The following is a 14,708-nucleotide window of genomic DNA, read 5'->3' as shown; positions in this document are numbered from 1 at the left end:
TATCTGGCGTTGATTTTTGGCACGCTGTTGAGTTCTCAAGGAACGGACGCTTCCTTTGTACTCACCCGAGAGACTCTCTCGTGGCTTTCCTCCGGGCGCTTCCCTTCGGTGTTTCCGACTCTATCAGATCCTTTCGGACCCGATTCCCGGTCGGCGGGGTTTTCGTCGGCGGGTTTCCCTTTCGACATCCACTACGTTAGCCGATTCCCTCGGGAAACTCATAATCGAGTTCGTCGGGCACCGAATTCAGGCATGCGGGCACGCTGAATTCGCCCCTGCTGAGGGGGAACCTAGGTAGTGGGTTGGCCGCCTCCGGCTGCTGACCAAACGCAGTACCCGGTTCAAGCGGCTCGGGCTACATTACGGATCCTGCGGGGACGCGTCAAGTTCGGCGGCGGGGGGCATGGGCCCGATACGGGCTCACCGTGGGGTCATTGGCGATCCAGTAGCGCCAGGGGTGGACGCCTCCGTCACCCGCGACTCCGGTGCGGGGGCCGCTGCGTACCTGGTCGGGGGCGACAGGGGTGCCGGTCAGGAGGGCGAAGGGGTTGTCGGGGCCGGCACAGGCGTCCGCGCCGTCGAGGGCCCGGTCCACGCCCAGGGCCGTGGCCAGGCGGGCCGGGCCTTTGGCCAGTTCCTTGTCGTTGCGGGCCGAGAGTCGGCGTCTGCGGGTGTGCTCGGCGCCCACTATGACTTCGCCGGCCCGGAGCAGAACCGCGCTTGCCTGGTCCTCCGGACCGCACACCAGGTTCATGCAGTGCCACATCCCGTAGGTGAAGTAGACGTACACGTGGCCGGGCGGGCCGAACATCACGCCGTTGCGGGGTGTGCGCCCGCGATAGGCGTGGGAGCCGGGGTCGTTCTCGCCGTCGTACGCCTCGACCTCGGTGAGACGGAGTTCGATCGGACCGTCCGGTGTGGTGTGGACGAGGACACGGCCCAGGAGGTCCGGTGCGACCTCGAGGACGGGTCGGTCGAAGAACTCCCGGGTGAGGGGCGTACGGTCGGGGGTCGCGATCATGGCGTACGAGCGTAGTCCAGACGGGTTTGTTCCGATGGGTGGTCGGGCGGCGTCCGGCTTGGAAGGGTGAGGGCGCGGAACCGGTCACGGCTGGATCGCGTTTGTAGGGATCAAGGATCTGTACGGACAGGGCTTCACAAACAGCACAGGCGTTGCCTGGGGAGGAAGAGACATGGGGTTCAAGCGGCTGCTCGCGAGCCTGGGAGCCGGTGGTGCTTCGGTCGAGACGGTGCTGACCGAGGTCAACGTCGTTCCGGGTGGCGTCGTCCAGGGCGAGGTGCGTATCCAGGGCGGCTCGGTGGACCAGCAGATCGAAGGGCTGTCGGTCGGGCTGCAGGCCAAGGTCGAGGTGGAGAGCCAGGACCAGGAGTACAAGCAGGACATCGAGTTCACGAAGGTGCGGCTCGGTGGGGCTTTCGAGCTGAAGGCCGAGGCGGTCCACGCGGTGCCGTTCGGTCTGGAGATCCCGTGGGAGACGCCGATCACGATGATCGACGGTCAGGCACTGCGCGGGATGAACATCGGTGTGACGACCGAGCTGGAGATCGCGCGGGCCGTCGACTCCGGTGACCTGGACCCGGTCAACGTGCACCCGCTGCCGGCGCAGCAGGCGATCCTGGACGCCTTCATCCAGCTGGGCTTCCGTTTCAAGAACGCGGACCTGGAGCGCGGTCGCATCCGGGGTACGCGGCAGAATCTGCCGTTCTACCAGGAGATCGAGTTCTTCCCGCCGCAGCAGTACCGCGGGCTGAACCAGGTCGAGCTCAGCTTCGTCGCGGACCAGAACGAGATGGACGTCGTGCTGGAGATGGACAAGAAGCCGGGTCTGTTCAGCGAGGGCAGCGACACCTTCCGCTCCTTCAAGGTGGGGCTGAACGGCTACCAGCAGACCGACTGGGCGGCCTACCTGAACCAGTGGCTGTCCGAGGTCGGCAGCAAGCGCAACTGGTTCTAGGCTCGTCTGCGAGCGATTCCAACCCACCAGGAGGTACCGAGGTGACCGAGCCCAACAGGCCGCCGCTTCCCCATGACTTCCATCCTGTCGTGCCGTCGTTCACGGTCACGAGCAAGGACGTCGAGCCGGGAGCGACACTGCAGGACGCTCAGGTCTACGCGGAGGGGAACACTTCGCCGCAGCTGCGCTGGGAGGGATTCCCGCCGGAGACCAAGAGTTTCGCCGTGACGTGCTACGACCCCGATGCACCGACGGGAAGCGGGTTCTGGCACTGGGTGCTGTTCGACATTCCGGCTTCGGTGACGGAGTTGCCGTTGGGTGCGGGCACGGGCACGTTCGACGGGCTGCCGGATGGCGCGGTGCACGCGCGCAACGACTACGGGACGAAGGACTTCGGTGGTGCCGCACCGCCGCCCGGGGATCCGGCGCACCGCTATGTCTTCACGGTGTACGCCGTGGATCAGGAGAAGCTCGGCCCGGACTCGGATGCCTCGCCCGCGGTGGTGGGGTTCAATCTGCGGTTCCACACGCTGGCGCGAGCTCAGCTGATCGGTGAGTACCAGGCTGTCGCCGACAGCTGAGCTGATGAGGATCACCGCATACTGACGTTCATTGAACGTTTGCCCGCCTCTGGTCTTGGAATTGATCAGAGGCGGGCATTTTTTATTGCGTTGTCCATCTCGGCGTGCCCGGCCAGAGTTGATCCAAGCCCGCCAGGGGGTGGGCCGATTGCACGGGAGGTGGGCTGGAATGCGGGACACGCTGGTGCTGAACGCGAGCTTCGAGCCGCTGTCGACGGTGACGCTGAACCGCGCCGTCGTGCTGGTGCTGCAGGACAAGGCCGTCGTGGAGCAGGCCCACCCCGAACTGCGTATGCGCGGCGCCGCGGTCGACATACCGGCGCCCCGGGTGATCAGACTCTGCAGGTACGTACGGGTGCCGTTCCGAAGACAAGCTCCGTGGTCGAGGCGGGGTGTCCTGGTGCGCGACCGGCACAGGTGCGCGTACTGCGGCAGGCGGGCGACGACCGTGGACCATGTGGTGCCGCGGTCGCGGGGCGGCGGGGACACCTGGCTGAACACGGTGGCGTCGTGCGCGGAGGACAACCACCGCAAGGCGGACCGTACGCCGGAGCAGGCGGGTATGCCGCTGCTGCGGCAGCCGTTCGAGCCGACGCCGGCCGATGCGATGTTGCTGGCGCTGGGACGGGACGACGTTGAGGCGTTGCCGGAGTGGTTGGCTCAGCCTGCGGCGTAGGAGTTCGTAACGGTTGTTGGGGAACTGCGGGCCAGCCGTGGCTGGTCGCGCAGTTCCCCGCGCCCCTATCGGGGCGCGTCCCCCTCAGTCCGTGATCGACGGCTTCTCTCGGCGTTCCGTGCCCGTGGCCTGGCCGGGGACGGGGCCCGGGGCGCTTGGACCGCCGCCGAAGTTGCCGAAGGCGCCGGAGAGGCCCTTGAGGGCGTCGCCGATCTCGCTGGGGACGATCCAGAGCTTGTTGGCGTCGCCCTCGGCGATCTTCGGGAGCATCTGCAGGTACTGGTACGAGAGCAGCTTCTGGTCCGGGTCTCCGGCGTGGATGGACTCGAAGACCGTACGGATCGCCTGGGCTTCGCCCTCTGCCTTGAGGGCCGCGGCCTTGGCCTCGCCCTCGGCGCGCAGGATCGCGGACTGCTTCTCACCCTCGGCGGTGAGGATCTGCGACTGGCGGATACCTTCGGCGGTGAGGATCGCGGCGCGCTTGTCGCGGTCGGCGCGCATCTGCTTCTCCATCGAGTCCTGGATGGAGGTCGGGGGCTCGATGGCCTTGAGCTCGACGCGGTTGACGCGGATGCCCCACTTGCCGGTGGCCTCGTCGAGGACTCCGCGCAGGGCCGCGTTGATCTCCTCGCGGGAGGTCAGGGTCCGCTCCAGGTCCATGCCACCGATGATGTTGCGGAGGGTGGTGACGGTGAGCTGCTCGATCGCCTGGATGTAGCTGGCGACTTCGTATGTGGCGGCTCGCGCGTCGGTCACCTGGTAGTAGATGACCGTGTCGATGTTCACCACCAGGTTGTCCTGGGTGATCACCGGCTGCGGCGGGAACGGAACGACCTGTTCCCGCAGGTCGATGCGGTTGCGGATGGTGTCGATGAACGGGACCACGATGTTCAGGCCCGCGTTCAGTGTCCGCGTGTAACGGCCGAAGCGCTCGACGATGGCGGCGCTGGCCTGTGGGATCACCTGGATGGTCTTGATCAAGGCGATGAAGACCAACACCACCAGAATGATCAGGACGATGACGACCGGTCCCATCGTGGCTCCCCGTACCCTTCTCCGCTTCGGCGCTTCGGGAGGATCTTATGCCTGTTGAAGATCTTGCTGGTCGAGTCTGACAGAACACAGACTCGCAGATGGGGCGTTCGGCGCAGTTCTGCCACGGAAGATCACAGGATGATCGCCGTAGCCCCTTCTATGTCCACGACGTCCACTTCCTGGCCTACCTCGTAGGTCTGCGCGGCGTCGAGAGCGCGTGCGGACCAGACCTCTCCGGCGAGCTTGATTCGGCCACCTCTGCCGTCGACCCGCTCCAGTACGACGGCGTGTTTGCCCTTCAACGCGTCGATCCCGGTGGCGAGTTGGGGTCGCTGGGAGCGGTGCCGGGTCGCGATGGGGCGTACGACGGCGATGAGGGCTGTCGAGACGACGGCGAACACGACCACTTGGACCACGACATCGCCTCCGAGCCCCGCGGTCACTGCGCCGGCGACGGCGCCCACGGCGAGCATGCCCAGCTCCGGCATCGCGGTCACGACGAGCGCGACCCCGAGCCCGGCTGCGCCTACCAGCCACCACACCCATGCGTCGATGCTGTCCACACCGTCATGGTAGGACCGCGATGGTTCTGCCGACAGGGCGCGTGATCAAGTTGAGTCCACCCGGCCCGTGTTGTGGGGCCGGGTCGACCAACTCTCGGGCGAAGGAGAGACCTTGGCCGTCAGCTCAGCGGCAGGCCCTGGGCGGTCCAGCGGTCGCCGACCTGCTCGACGACCAGCGGGAGGCCGAAGCAGAGGGAGAGGTTGCGCGAGGTGAGCTCCAGCTCCAGCGGGCCCGCGGCGAGGACCTTGCCCTGGCGGATCATGAGGACGTGGGTGAAGCCCGGCGGGATCTCCTCGACATGGTGCGTGACCATGATCATGGAGGGCGCGATCGGGTCGCGGGCCAGGCGGCCGAGACGGCGCACGAGGTCCTCGCGGCCGCCGAGGTCGAGGCCGGCGGCGGGCTCGTCGAGGAGCAGCAGCTCGGGGTCGACCATCAGCGCGCGGCAGATGAGGGTGCGCTTGCGCTCGCCCTCGGAGAGGGTGCCGAACTTGCGGTCCACGTAGTCGGTCATGCCGAGGCGGTCGAGGAAGGCACGGGCGCGCTGCTCGTCGACCTCCTCGTAGTCCTCGTTCCAGGTGGCCGTCATGCCGTAGGCGGCGGTCAGCACGGTCTGCAGGACGGTCTGGCGCTTGGGGAGCTTCTCGGTCATGGCGATGCCGGCCATGCCGATGCGCGGGCGCAGGTCGAAGACGTCGACCTTGCCGAGGGTGTCGCCGAGGATGGTGGCGGTGCCCTTGCTGGGGAAGAGGTAGCTGGAGGCGAGGTTCAGGAGGGTCGTCTTCCCGGCGCCGTTGGGGCCGAGGATGACCCAGCGCTCAAGGCGGGTTGACGCGGCGGCCGAGCAGGGCTGGGCCCGGCTGCGAGCGGGCGACCAGAGGTATGGACGGGTGGGGAGGCACAGCCGGGGCCGAGGCATGCGGACCAGGGCAGACACGAGCCCCTCCCGGGCCAGTTCCGCCGGCCCAGCACGCCGCGGCACAGCCGCCGGCTTCCCGCACCGCCGCACCGCCGCATTGGAGCACCGGAGCACCACCACACCGGACCAGGACGGCCAGGACCTCACCAGGCGCACCCGACCCACAACCCGCCTGGCTCTGACAGCTCATGCAGCGCAGCGCAACGCAGCGCAGTGCAACGCAAGCGGCCCGGTCCACGGAAACCGTGGACCGGGCCGTCTGCCGATCATGTGGGCGATACTGGGATCGAACCAGTGACCTCTTCGGTGTGAACGAAGCGCTCTCCCGCTGAGCTAATCGCCCGGGCGCAGGAAGAAGATTACCCCATGTCAGGGGATGCCTCCGACCACTACCGACCGGAGGAGCGCCGGGTCGCCGGCGGCTCACTGGTCCTTGATGTTCCAGGGCATCTCGAAGCCGAATTTCCAGAGGTAGATGCCGACCAGCACAGCCACGATCACGAGGCCGATCGTCGTCAGGATGATGTTGCGGCGCCGCACCCGGGGGTCGAGTGCCCGCTGGGCCGCCTCGGTCACCTTGCGCTTCGTCCAGCGGAGCACGAGCTGCGCCCAGACGAACTCGGTCGCCCAGATCGCCATGCCACCGAAGATCACCACCCAGCCGGGACCGGGCAACGGCAGCATGATCACCCCCGCCACCACCACCGCGAGCCCCAGGATGAAGACACCCACCTGCCAGCTCAGGTGAAGCATCCGCCGCGCCTTGATGAATTGCGGCGCACGCGACCCGAGAGCCGCCTCCTCGCCCGCCTTCGCGTCAGCCTGACTCTCGGGCGTGCCGGTCGTGCCGCTCTTCGCTCCGTCGGCCGCCACTGCGGCCTCCCCCGCGTCGTGACTCCCCGTATTCATACGACCAAACCCTACCCGAGAGAAACCGGTCACCGGAATGGTCGTACCCGACGAACGCACCCTCGGCCGGATGAGCTACCAAAAGCCATGCAAAACACTCAGAGGGGTTTACAACGGCACCGTAGGTGGCATGTCGATTTCGCCGACGTGCGAATCCCCGAGCGCACACTGAGCGAAAGGCCCTGGCGCTTATGAACACCACGGTCAGCTGCGAGCTGCACCTGCGCCTCGTTGTGTCGAGCGAGTCCTCACTGCCAGTTCCCGCGGGACTGCGGTATGACACGGCCGACCCCTACGCCGTGCACGCCACCTTCCACACCGGAGCCGAGGAGACCGTCGAGTGGGTGTTCGCCCGCGACCTCCTCGCCGAGGGGCTCCACCGGCCCACCGGCACCGGCGACGTCCGCGTCTGGCCGTCCCGGAGCCACGGTCAGGGCGTCGTCTGCATCGCCCTGAGCTCTCCGGAGGGCGAGGCCCTGCTCGAGGCCCCGGCGCGGGCCCTGGAATCGTTCCTGAAGCGGACGGACGCCGCCGTGCCTCCCGGCACGGAGCACCGGCACTTCGACCTCGATCAGGAGCTCTCGCACATTCTGGCGGAAAGCTAGGGCGAGGCTCCCACCCAGCTGCCCGGCGCCGTCCACTCGGGGAGACGGCTCGGGCCAGGACAACCGCATTGGGCACAACCGCATTGGGCACGCACCGACGCCGTCGCCGCGGACCTCCGCACGGCGGTGCCGGTGCGTCCTTGCGGGTATCGGTTTCGCGACGTGTACGGGTACGGGTACGGCGTGGACGGGGTCACCGTACGTACCGAATCTCACGCAGAGCGTCGGCCTGGGTGCCGGTCTGATGATCGAATGGAAGAGGTCCGTGTCGGGCCCCGTCGGGGTGGGCCCGCTCGGGCCGGGTGGACCATGCGTGTCCATGCCTGGTGAGAGACACGTGGGTGTGACGGGGGCGCCCACGTACCGGACGGCGTACCGGGCGTGTTCCGGACGTCACGGCGCTGCTCCAGGCTCGTTCCGTGCCGGTCGAACAGGCCGTCGAGCCATTACCATCGGCCAGCATCGGCGGGCGCCCCGCCCGACCTCCAGGCCAGGGAGCGAAACGTGCTGATCACCCACGACACCCGGTGCGCCCTCGACACCGTGGTGGATCTGGTGAACACCGCGCCGGACGACGACACCACGACGGACGGGCTCGTGGATGTACCGGCCCTCGGCGATTTCGTACGAAGGCACGACATCAGCGACGTCGGGGTGCTGTCCGAGCTCGATCTCGCCGCGGTGCGCAAGGTCCGGGGCCGGTTCACCGAGGTCTTCGCGGCCGCCGACGTGCACTCGGCTGCCGGGGTCATCAACGACCTGGTCGCCGCGGCGGGCACCACCCCGCGGCTGACCGACCACGACGGTTACGACTGGCACGTGCACTACTTCGCACCCGGTGCCTCCGTCGCCGACCACCTCGCGGCCGACTGCGGGATGGCGCTCGCCTTCTTCGTGGTCGCCGGGGAGCAGGAACGGCTGCGGCGCTGCGAGGCGCCCGACTGCCGTCGCGCCTTCGTCGATCTCTCCCGCAACCGCTCCCGCCGCTACTGCGACAGCCGTACCTGCGGCAACCGCCTCCATGTGGCCGCTTACCGGGCACGCCGCAAGGAGGCCGCGGGCTGAGGGGGGCTCTCTCCTCCGGAGTCCCCGGAGACGGCCGACCGGGTATGCCCGGGCTGACGGAGCCCATGGCGGGTGGCGCCTGGGCTCCGTTTTCGGCTCAGAGCATCAGCAGGTCGTGCAGTGATGCCATGAGCAGCAGACAGCCGATCACCGCAAGGAAGATCATCAGCGGTGGCTGGGAAAGCGCGAAAAGACAACCTCGCCGCTCCTCGGACGGAGCCGCGGTGTCGCTCTGGGTTGTGTCGAGCATCTCGCGGCGATGATTGCGCAGCGGACACCCACACCGCGATCAACACATCCGGAATGACCGGGAGTTCGCCTATATCCTGTTGCGCGGGAGCGATCGTGATCGCTTCCGACCTCTCGGCGGATCCACTGTGTCGTTTCAGTCAGGCCCGCTCATCCGCGATCATCCCGGACCACGGTGGACCGCCATTGCCGTCATATGCCGTGCTTCTTGAGGATGGCCTCGATGTCGCTGAAGTCGTCCCCGGGGTCGGTCGACCCGGCGGCCCGGGGCGTGGTCGTGGGACGGGCGGCCGGGCGGGAACCCTGTCCCAGGGAGGGCGCCGAGGCCGCGGGGGCTATCGCCTCACGCTGTGCGGCCTGGGCGGCCTTGCGCTCCTTGCGGGTCCCACCGCCACCGCCACGCCGCTCCACGGCGCGGGTGGTCGCGAAGAGCAGCCAGGCGGCGCCCAGCACTCCGAAGCCCGCCCAGGCGGTCGGGCTGAAGGCGCTGTCGGCCAGCCACTCGACGACCCCGGTCATCACCAGGCCGATCGGCACGAGTGAGTACGCGGCGATGCGGGCCGCTCTGAGGAAGCGCTTGCGGTAGGCCGTGATCGCGGCGATGCCCAGCCCGGCCGCGGACACGGCGGCACAAACGGTCTCGGCAATCATCCGGTCCTCCATGCGGTGCTCGGTCGGGCAGGGTCGGTTCGTCCCTTCCATCCTGCACCGCCCGGCACCCGGTATGCCATGGTCCGACCCCGACCTCAGGGAGATCTCCGGGTCGTCTCGGGGTCGGCTCCGCCCCTGGTACCAGACACCAGCTACCGGACACCAGACACTTGGCACCCGCTGGCACCCGCTGGTACCCGCCATCGCTGCCGACCTGTTCGCCCCCCGGGAGGGGACGACCCCCCAACCCCACGGCCCTCCGGGCCCTACGTCCCGGATTGGGTCGGCGGCGGACCGGCTGGGAGACTGGGCCCCATGAGCGACTCCTCCCCCGCACGTCCCGCCGTGGTCCTGGACGTCTGGTGTGAACTCCAGTGCCCGGACTGCCGCAGCGCCCTCGACGACATCCGCGCGCTGCGCGCCCGCTACGGCGACCGGCTCGAACTGCGACTGCGGCACTTCCCGCTGGAGAAGCACAAGCACGCCTTCGCCGCCGCCCAGGCCGCCGAGGAGGCCGCGGAGCAGGGCAAGGTGTGGCCGTACGTCGAGGCCGTGCTGGAGCGGGTCGAGGAACTGGGCCGCGAGGGTGAGCCCTTCCTGGTGGAGGTGGCCCGTGAACTCGGCCTCGACGCCGAGGAGTTCGACACCGCGCTGATCGACGGCCGGCACATCCTGATCGTCGACGCCGACCAGGCCGAGGGCAAGGCGATCGGCGTGACGGGCACCCCGACGTACGTCATCGGCGGCGAACGTCTCGACGGCGGCAAGAGTCAGGAGGGACTGCTCCGGCGCATCGAGGAGACCGCCGACCGCCTGCTGGCGGAGGGGACGCCGACGCCGACCGCATAGCCCTCAGGCCCCGGGCCCCCGCGAGGCCGGCGCGCCCCCGACCACCCAGCCGCGCGCGGGCCTCAGAACAGCTCCTTGTACAGGTGGTGCGCCGTCGTCCGGTAACCGAGCGACTCGTAGAGCCGCTCGGCCGGGGAGTTGCCCGCGAAGACGTTGAGCGTCACGCGGTCCTTCCCGGCTACCAGGGCCTGCCGCTCGGCCAGGAGCATCAGGGCTCGGCCGTGCCCCCGCCCGCGGTGCTCCTCATCGACCTCGACGTCCAGCACGTACGCCGTCTCGGGCCACAACCCCAGCCAGAGGTCACCGACCCGCGTTCCCTCGTGTTCCAGAACGCTGATCAGGGTGTTCTCGGTGGCCGGTCCGTCCGGGAGGTACTTCGCGTGCCCCGCGTCCGTCCTGGCGTAGGCCTCGGCGGCAGGCATGCCCTTCTCGATCAGGTCACGGGCGAACTCATCGCGCTTGTGCGCCAGCCAGGGACCGTACTCGGGCTCGGTCACGGGACGGGCGGCACTGCCCGTGGGCAGCTCGCGCGGGGCGCCGACCAGGGGTTTCACCATGTGGCGGCTGCTGGGCACGTACCCGAGGGCCGTGGCGAGCCGGAGGGCGGCGTCCGCGTCGTCCGCCACGGACACCTCGACGCGTCGGCACCCCCAGCCCCGTACCACTTCCTCGGCGGCCAGCGCGGCCACCGTGCCCCGGCCGCGCCTGCGGTCCGGCTCGTCGATGTGCAGGTCCTCGATGCGGGCGACGTCCGGGCCGTACTCCGGCCGCACGACGAGGCGTATGCCGCCCACGGGGCGGCTGTTCACGCACACCCGGTAGTTCCGCGAGCGCGTTCCGTCCGCAGTGTCCTGAAGCGGCTCGGTCGGCCGCAGGGTGGTGGTCATCAGGGGTGTTCTACCCGTACCGCGGCCCTTCGTCATCCGAGAATCACGCGATCCGAGAATCACGCGACCCGGGAAGCACGCGCGGAAGCGGGTCCTCGCCGCCACGGATCCTACGGATCGAGGTCGTTCCCGGCCCGCTCCTCGAAGACCCGCATCGCCTTGGCCGTCACCGGGCCCGGGGCGCCCGGGAGTTCGCGGGAGTCGACCCGGTGCACGGCCTGCACGTCACGCAGGGTCGACGTCAGGAAGACCTCGTCGGCGCGCTCCAGGACGTCCAGCGGCAGATCTGTCTCACGGGCGCCCGTCCAGTGGGCGGTGAGCGCGCGGGTGATGCCCGCCAGGCAGCCGGAAGCGACCGGCGGGGTGTGGATCTCCCCGTCGAGGACCACGAAGACGTTAGAGCCCGTTCCCTCGCACAGCTGCCCGACCGTGTTGGCGAACAGCGCCTCGGACGCGCCCTGTTCGTGCGCGCGGGCCAGTGCGACGACGTTCTCGGCGTACGAGGTGGTCTTCAGCCCCGCGAGGGCGCCGCGCTCGTTACGCGTCCAGGGGACCGTGATCACGGCCGTCGAGTCGGGGCGGCGGCTGGTCTCGCCGAGGGCGACGACGAGGGTGGCGCCGTGGTCACCGCGGTCCGAGCCGAGCGGGGAGACGCCGCCGGTGTAGGTGATGCGCAGGCGACCGAGGGCCATCGGGTTGGCGTCCACGACGGCGGCACACGCGCGGCGCACCTCGTCGAGGTCGGGCTCGGGCAGCCCGAGGCCGCGCGCGGAGCGGGCCAGCCGGTCGAGGTGACGGGTCAGGGCGAACGGGCGCCCGTCGACCGCCTTGACGGTCTCGAAGACGCCGTCACCCACGGTCAGTCCGTGGTCGAGGACGGAGACACGGGCCGCCTCGATGTCCTGCAGCCCACCGTCGAGCCAGATCTTCACGGAACGGTCCTCCCACTCACCTCGTACTCCCCCGACGCTACCGCGAGCAGCCTGGCCGCCTTCAGCTCGGTCTCCCGCCACTCCCCCTCGGGGTCCGACCCCCAGGTGATGCCCGCACCGGTGCCGAACCGCAGCACGCCCTCGGCACGGTCGATCCAGAACGTGCGGATGCCCACGGCCAGCTCCCCGGTGCCCCGGTCCGCGTCGACCCAGCCGATGCCGCCGCAGTACGGGCCGCGCGGCGCCGTCTCCAGGGCGGCGAGGATCCGCAGGGCGCTGGACTTGGGGGCGCCGGTGACGGAGCCGGGCGGGAAGGCGGCGGCCAGGAGTTCGGGCCAGCCCGCTCCGTCGCGCAGTTCGCCGCGCACGGTGGAGACGAGGTGGACCAGGCCCGGGTGCTTCTCGACGACGCACAGGTCGGGGACCGTCACCGAGCCCGTGGCGCAGACCCGTCCGATGTCGTTGCGGACCAGGTCCACGATCATCACGTTCTCGGCGTAGTCCTTCTCCAGCAGGTCCGCCTCCGTGCGTCCGGTGCCCTTGATCGGGCCGGACTCGACGACGCGGCCCGCGCGGCGCAGAAAGAGTTCGGGGGACGCGGTGGCGATCTCCACGCCGTGACCGGGCAGACGAATCGTTCCTGCATACGGTGCCGGGTTGCCGCGCGCCAGCAGCGCGGTCAGCGCGTCCACGTCGGCGCCGGACGCGACGGGCGCGGACATGACCCGGCAGAGGTTCGCCTGGTACACCTCGCCGGCCGCGATGTACTCACGTATGCGCCGCACCCCCTCCGCGTACGCGCCGCGGTCGAGAGACGACGTCCAGTCACCGACACGCGGACCGCGCCACGCCCCCGGCACGGCGGCGGGCACGGGCTCGCGGCGTACGTCACGGAACCGCGCGCAGACCAGACGCCCCTCGTAGTCGGCCGACACGGCCCAGAAGCCGGAGGAGTCCAGGGCCGTCGGATCGCTGGTCACGTCGGCGAGGCCGGTCGCGACGAGGCCGCCGAAGCGGGCGAGAGGAGGCAGGTCGGGCACGCAGCCGAGTCTAGGACGGGCGCCGCGCGGGCCGCCCTGACCAGGTCCTGGACCGGACGTACCGCAGCACGCTGCACAAACGCGTTTTTGTACTGGCACCGGAATCCGCTAGAGTTCAACTCGTCGCCGCGACGCGCAAGCGAAACGGAACCGACAAGCGGACGTAGCTCAGTTGGTAGAGCGCAACCTTGCCAAGGTTGAGGTCGCGAGTTCGAGCCTCGTCGTCCGCTCGAAGGAAACCAGGGGATCTTCCCGAACCCCTGCACTCCTGGTGGAGTGGCCGAGAGGCGAGGCAACGGCCTGCAAAGCCGTCTACACGGGTTCAAATCCCGTCTCCACCTCCAAGGACGATTAGCTCAGCGGGAGAGCGCTTCCCTGACACGGAAGAGGTCACTGGTTCAATCCCAGTATCGTCCACTGGATCTTTCGGCACGTACGCAAGATCACGTACAGCGAGATCCGAACCCGCGCGATTAGCTCAGCGGGAGAGCGCTTCCCTGACACGGAAGAGGTCACTGGTTCAATCCCAGTATCGCGCACGCAGCATCCACGGCCCCCGGGTCGTGGCCCCGAGGACGATTAGCTCAGCGGGAGAGCGCTTCCCTGACACGGAAGAGGTCACTGGTTCAATCCCAGTATCGTCCACACGCCGAAGCCCCCGGCCGTCTCGTACGGCCGGGGGCTTTCTCGTGCGCGGCTCAGCTACGGCGCGTCCGCGGAACTCAGCTGGAGAACAGCATGTGGCCGAAGCTCTTGTGACGCTTGTGGCCGTAGTGACCGTGGTGGCCGCCGTGGCCTCCGTGCGGGGCGCCCCAGGCGGGGGCGGGAGCCGCGGGGTACGCCTGCGGGGCTGCCGGGGGCGGCGGCGCGGGCTGCGCGTACTGGGACTCCAGGCGGGTCAGCGACTCCAGCTCGCCGTAGTCGAGAAATATCCCGCGGCAACCGCTGCACTGCTCGATCTGGACGCCGTTGCGGTTGTACGTGTGCATCGGCGCATGGCACTTCGGACACTGCATGGTTCGACTCAACTCCTCGCCGGTCGGTGCTGCTTCGCGTTTCGCCAGGACAGACACTGCCCGGCTTCAGTCGGTTGCACCCTACTTCGTGGAGCCTTGGGGCAACTCAGGCGGGACGGCGATCATTCGGTCACAGGCGTCGATCACGGCCTGCTGCACCTCGTCCAGGGGTCGGTCCGCCGCGACCGACTTCGCGACGGCCAGGGCCGCCGTCTGCACGGTGAGGGCGCGGGCGGGGACGTCCAGGGCGGGCCAGGGGTCTCCGCTCACCGGGACCGCCGGGCCGCCCTCCTGCCGGTACGCGGTCAGGAACCGCGTCCACTCGTCGGGCGGGAGCAGACCGCAGGCGTACCAGGCTGCCGGGCGGGCCAGGTCCCAGGCGGGGACGCCGACGCCGAGGTCGTCCACGTCGATCAGCCGCCAGGGGCCGGTTCGTGCGGGGTGCCGTACGAGCTGGCCGAGGTGGAGGTCGCCGTGGCACAGGGTCGTGGTGTCCGGCATCGGGGCCTCGTCCCTCGCCCAGGCCGGGAGGGTGGTCCACGCCCGCAGGATCGGCGCGGCGGCCGGGTGGGGGCCGGCCGCGTGGAGGCGGGTGATCGCCCGCGCCGCCTTGGCCGGGCCGCGCATGGGTGGCAGACGGTGTGGTGCGGGCGCCTTGTGCAGGCGGGCGAGGAGTGCGGCCGCCGCCTCCCAGGGGGCGTCTTCGGGGGTCTCGGGGTCCACGGGGGTGCCGTAGGGCCAGAAGGTCACCAGG

General features: G+C 69.4%; 18 protein-coding genes and 6 tRNA genes. 11 read left to right on the top strand and 13 right to left on the bottom strand.

What is annotated here, in order from left to right; translation table 11 throughout:
• Window positions 1-382: 382 nt before the first annotated feature.
• The gene (locus FNH08_RS26195; RefSeq protein ID WP_152773996.1) at window positions 383-1,021 is read right to left on the bottom strand and encodes a DNA-3-methyladenine glycosylase; all 639 of its coding nucleotides are present in this window, start codon (window positions 1,019-1,021) and stop codon (window positions 383-385) included.
• 172 nt (window positions 1,022-1,193) lie between these two features.
• Between FNH08_RS26195 and FNH08_RS26190 the strand changes: the two genes are divergently transcribed.
• From FNH08_RS26190 to FNH08_RS26180, 3 genes are all read left to right on the top strand, one after another.
• The gene (locus FNH08_RS26190; RefSeq protein ID WP_152773995.1) at window positions 1,194-1,976 is read left to right on the top strand and encodes a sporulation protein; all 783 of its coding nucleotides are present in this window, start codon (window positions 1,194-1,196) and stop codon (window positions 1,974-1,976) included.
• A gap of 41 nt (window positions 1,977-2,017) precedes the next feature.
• Entirely contained in the window at window positions 2,018-2,557 is a 540-nt protein-coding gene (locus FNH08_RS26185) for a YbhB/YbcL family Raf kinase inhibitor-like protein (RefSeq protein ID WP_322725408.1), read from the top strand.
• A gap of 169 nt (window positions 2,558-2,726) precedes the next feature.
• Window positions 2,727-3,233 carry an HNH endonuclease gene (locus tag FNH08_RS26180; RefSeq protein WP_152773994.1) on the top strand — a complete coding sequence of 169 codons (507 nt, stop codon included), beginning with the start codon at window positions 2,727-2,729 and terminating at the stop codon, window positions 3,231-3,233.
• 84 nt (window positions 3,234-3,317) lie between these two features.
• On the opposite strand, the gene FNH08_RS26175 is transcribed toward FNH08_RS26180, so the two are convergent.
• The 5 genes from FNH08_RS26175 to FNH08_RS26155 all read right to left on the bottom strand — a co-directional run bounded on the left by FNH08_RS26175 (window position 3,318) and on the right by FNH08_RS26155 (window position 6,660).
• Complete coding sequence (locus tag FNH08_RS26175; protein ID WP_152773993.1) at window positions 3,318-4,268, bottom strand: SPFH domain-containing protein; 951 nt, start codon at window positions 4,266-4,268, stop codon at window positions 3,318-3,320.
• Between the two features lie 131 nt (window positions 4,269-4,399).
• Window positions 4,400-4,831: an NfeD family protein gene (locus FNH08_RS26170; RefSeq protein WP_322725406.1), complete on the bottom strand. Its 432-nt coding sequence runs from the start codon at window positions 4,829-4,831 to the stop codon at window positions 4,400-4,402.
• A gap of 119 nt (window positions 4,832-4,950) precedes the next feature.
• Window positions 4,951-5,769, bottom strand: coding sequence for an ABC transporter ATP-binding protein (locus FNH08_RS26165; RefSeq protein WP_322725404.1), 819 nt, complete (start codon window positions 5,767-5,769; stop codon window positions 4,951-4,953).
• Window positions 5,770-6,022: 253 nt separating this feature from the next.
• Window positions 6,023-6,094 (bottom strand) — tRNA-Val (locus FNH08_RS26160).
• Between the two features lie 80 nt (window positions 6,095-6,174).
• Window positions 6,175-6,660 (bottom strand): TIGR02611 family protein, encoded by a 486-nt coding sequence (locus FNH08_RS26155; RefSeq protein WP_152774000.1) that lies wholly within the window; start codon window positions 6,658-6,660, stop codon window positions 6,175-6,177.
• Window positions 6,661-6,851: 191 nt separating this feature from the next.
• Here FNH08_RS26155 and FNH08_RS26150 point away from each other — a divergent pair, with 191 nt between their 5' ends.
• Together FNH08_RS26150 and FNH08_RS26145 are read left to right on the top strand one after the other, a co-directional pair.
• A complete protein-coding gene (locus FNH08_RS26150) occupies window positions 6,852-7,265 on the top strand; it encodes an SsgA family sporulation/cell division regulator (protein ID WP_004002642.1) in 414 nt (137 codons plus the stop codon).
• 504 nt (window positions 7,266-7,769) lie between these two features.
• Complete coding sequence (locus FNH08_RS26145; protein WP_322725403.1) at window positions 7,770-8,330, top strand: CGNR zinc finger domain-containing protein; 561 nt, start codon at window positions 7,770-7,772, stop codon at window positions 8,328-8,330.
• Between the two features lie 97 nt (window positions 8,331-8,427).
• On the opposite strand, the gene FNH08_RS50925 is transcribed toward FNH08_RS26145, so the two are convergent.
• Entirely contained in the window at window positions 8,428-8,580 is a 153-nt protein-coding gene (locus FNH08_RS50925; RefSeq protein ID WP_194238614.1) for a hypothetical protein, read from the bottom strand.
• A gap of 191 nt (window positions 8,581-8,771) precedes the next feature.
• Window positions 8,772-9,230, bottom strand: a complete 459-nt coding sequence (locus FNH08_RS26140; protein ID WP_152773991.1) for a hypothetical protein — start codon at window positions 9,228-9,230, stop codon at window positions 8,772-8,774.
• A gap of 315 nt (window positions 9,231-9,545) precedes the next feature.
• Here FNH08_RS26140 and FNH08_RS26135 point away from each other — a divergent pair, with 315 nt between their 5' ends.
• Complete coding sequence (locus tag FNH08_RS26135) at window positions 9,546-10,079, top strand: DsbA family protein (RefSeq protein WP_152773990.1); 534 nt, start codon at window positions 9,546-9,548, stop codon at window positions 10,077-10,079.
• A gap of 62 nt (window positions 10,080-10,141) precedes the next feature.
• Here FNH08_RS26135 and FNH08_RS26130 read toward each other — a convergent pair whose 3' ends face one another.
• From FNH08_RS26130 to FNH08_RS26120, 3 genes are all read right to left on the bottom strand, one after another.
• Window positions 10,142-10,966, bottom strand: coding sequence for a GNAT family N-acetyltransferase (locus FNH08_RS26130; protein ID WP_152773989.1), 825 nt, complete (start codon window positions 10,964-10,966; stop codon window positions 10,142-10,144).
• A gap of 110 nt (window positions 10,967-11,076) precedes the next feature.
• Window positions 11,077-11,898 (bottom strand): aminotransferase class IV, encoded by an 822-nt coding sequence (locus tag FNH08_RS26125; RefSeq protein ID WP_322725400.1) that lies wholly within the window; start codon window positions 11,896-11,898, stop codon window positions 11,077-11,079.
• A complete protein-coding gene (locus tag FNH08_RS26120; protein ID WP_322725399.1) occupies window positions 11,895-12,938 on the bottom strand; it encodes a chorismate-binding protein in 1,044 nt (347 codons plus the stop codon). Before FNH08_RS26120 ends, FNH08_RS26125 begins: the two co-directional genes overlap by 4 nt.
• Window positions 12,939-13,095: 157 nt before the next feature.
• Between FNH08_RS26120 and FNH08_RS26115 the strand changes: the two genes are divergently transcribed.
• The 5 genes from FNH08_RS26115 to FNH08_RS26095 all read left to right on the top strand — a co-directional run bounded on the left by FNH08_RS26115 (window position 13,096) and on the right by FNH08_RS26095 (window position 13,583).
• Window positions 13,096-13,168 (top strand) — tRNA-Gly (locus tag FNH08_RS26115).
• Between the two features lie 40 nt (window positions 13,169-13,208).
• A tRNA-Cys gene (locus tag FNH08_RS26110) sits at window positions 13,209-13,282 on the top strand.
• Window position 13,283: 1 nt separating this feature from the next.
• A tRNA-Val gene (locus FNH08_RS26105) sits at window positions 13,284-13,355 on the top strand.
• A gap of 50 nt (window positions 13,356-13,405) precedes the next feature.
• Window positions 13,406-13,477: transfer RNA gene (locus tag FNH08_RS26100), tRNA-Val, on the top strand.
• A gap of 34 nt (window positions 13,478-13,511) precedes the next feature.
• Window positions 13,512-13,583, top strand: a tRNA-Val gene (locus FNH08_RS26095).
• Window positions 13,584-13,660: 77 nt separating this feature from the next.
• Here FNH08_RS26095 and FNH08_RS26090 read toward each other — a convergent pair.
• Both FNH08_RS26090 and FNH08_RS26085 read right to left on the bottom strand, forming a co-directional pair.
• Window positions 13,661-13,954: a TFIIB-type zinc ribbon-containing protein gene (locus FNH08_RS26090; protein WP_152773988.1), complete on the bottom strand. Its 294-nt coding sequence runs from the start codon at window positions 13,952-13,954 to the stop codon at window positions 13,661-13,663.
• An 81-nt stretch (window positions 13,955-14,035) separates the two neighbouring features.
• Window positions 14,036-14,708 (bottom strand): phosphotransferase family protein (locus tag FNH08_RS26085; protein WP_152773987.1); only part of this gene is annotated, 673 nt, incomplete at its 5' end.

Origin of the sequence: Streptomyces spongiae (genome assembly GCF_009377185.1) — a bacterium.
GTDB classification, from domain to species: domain Bacteria; phylum Actinomycetota; class Actinomycetes; order Streptomycetales; family Streptomycetaceae; genus Streptomyces; species Streptomyces spongiae.
The sequence above is the reverse complement of the archived record's forward strand: the minus strand, read 5'-3'. Positions and strand labels throughout refer to the sequence as shown.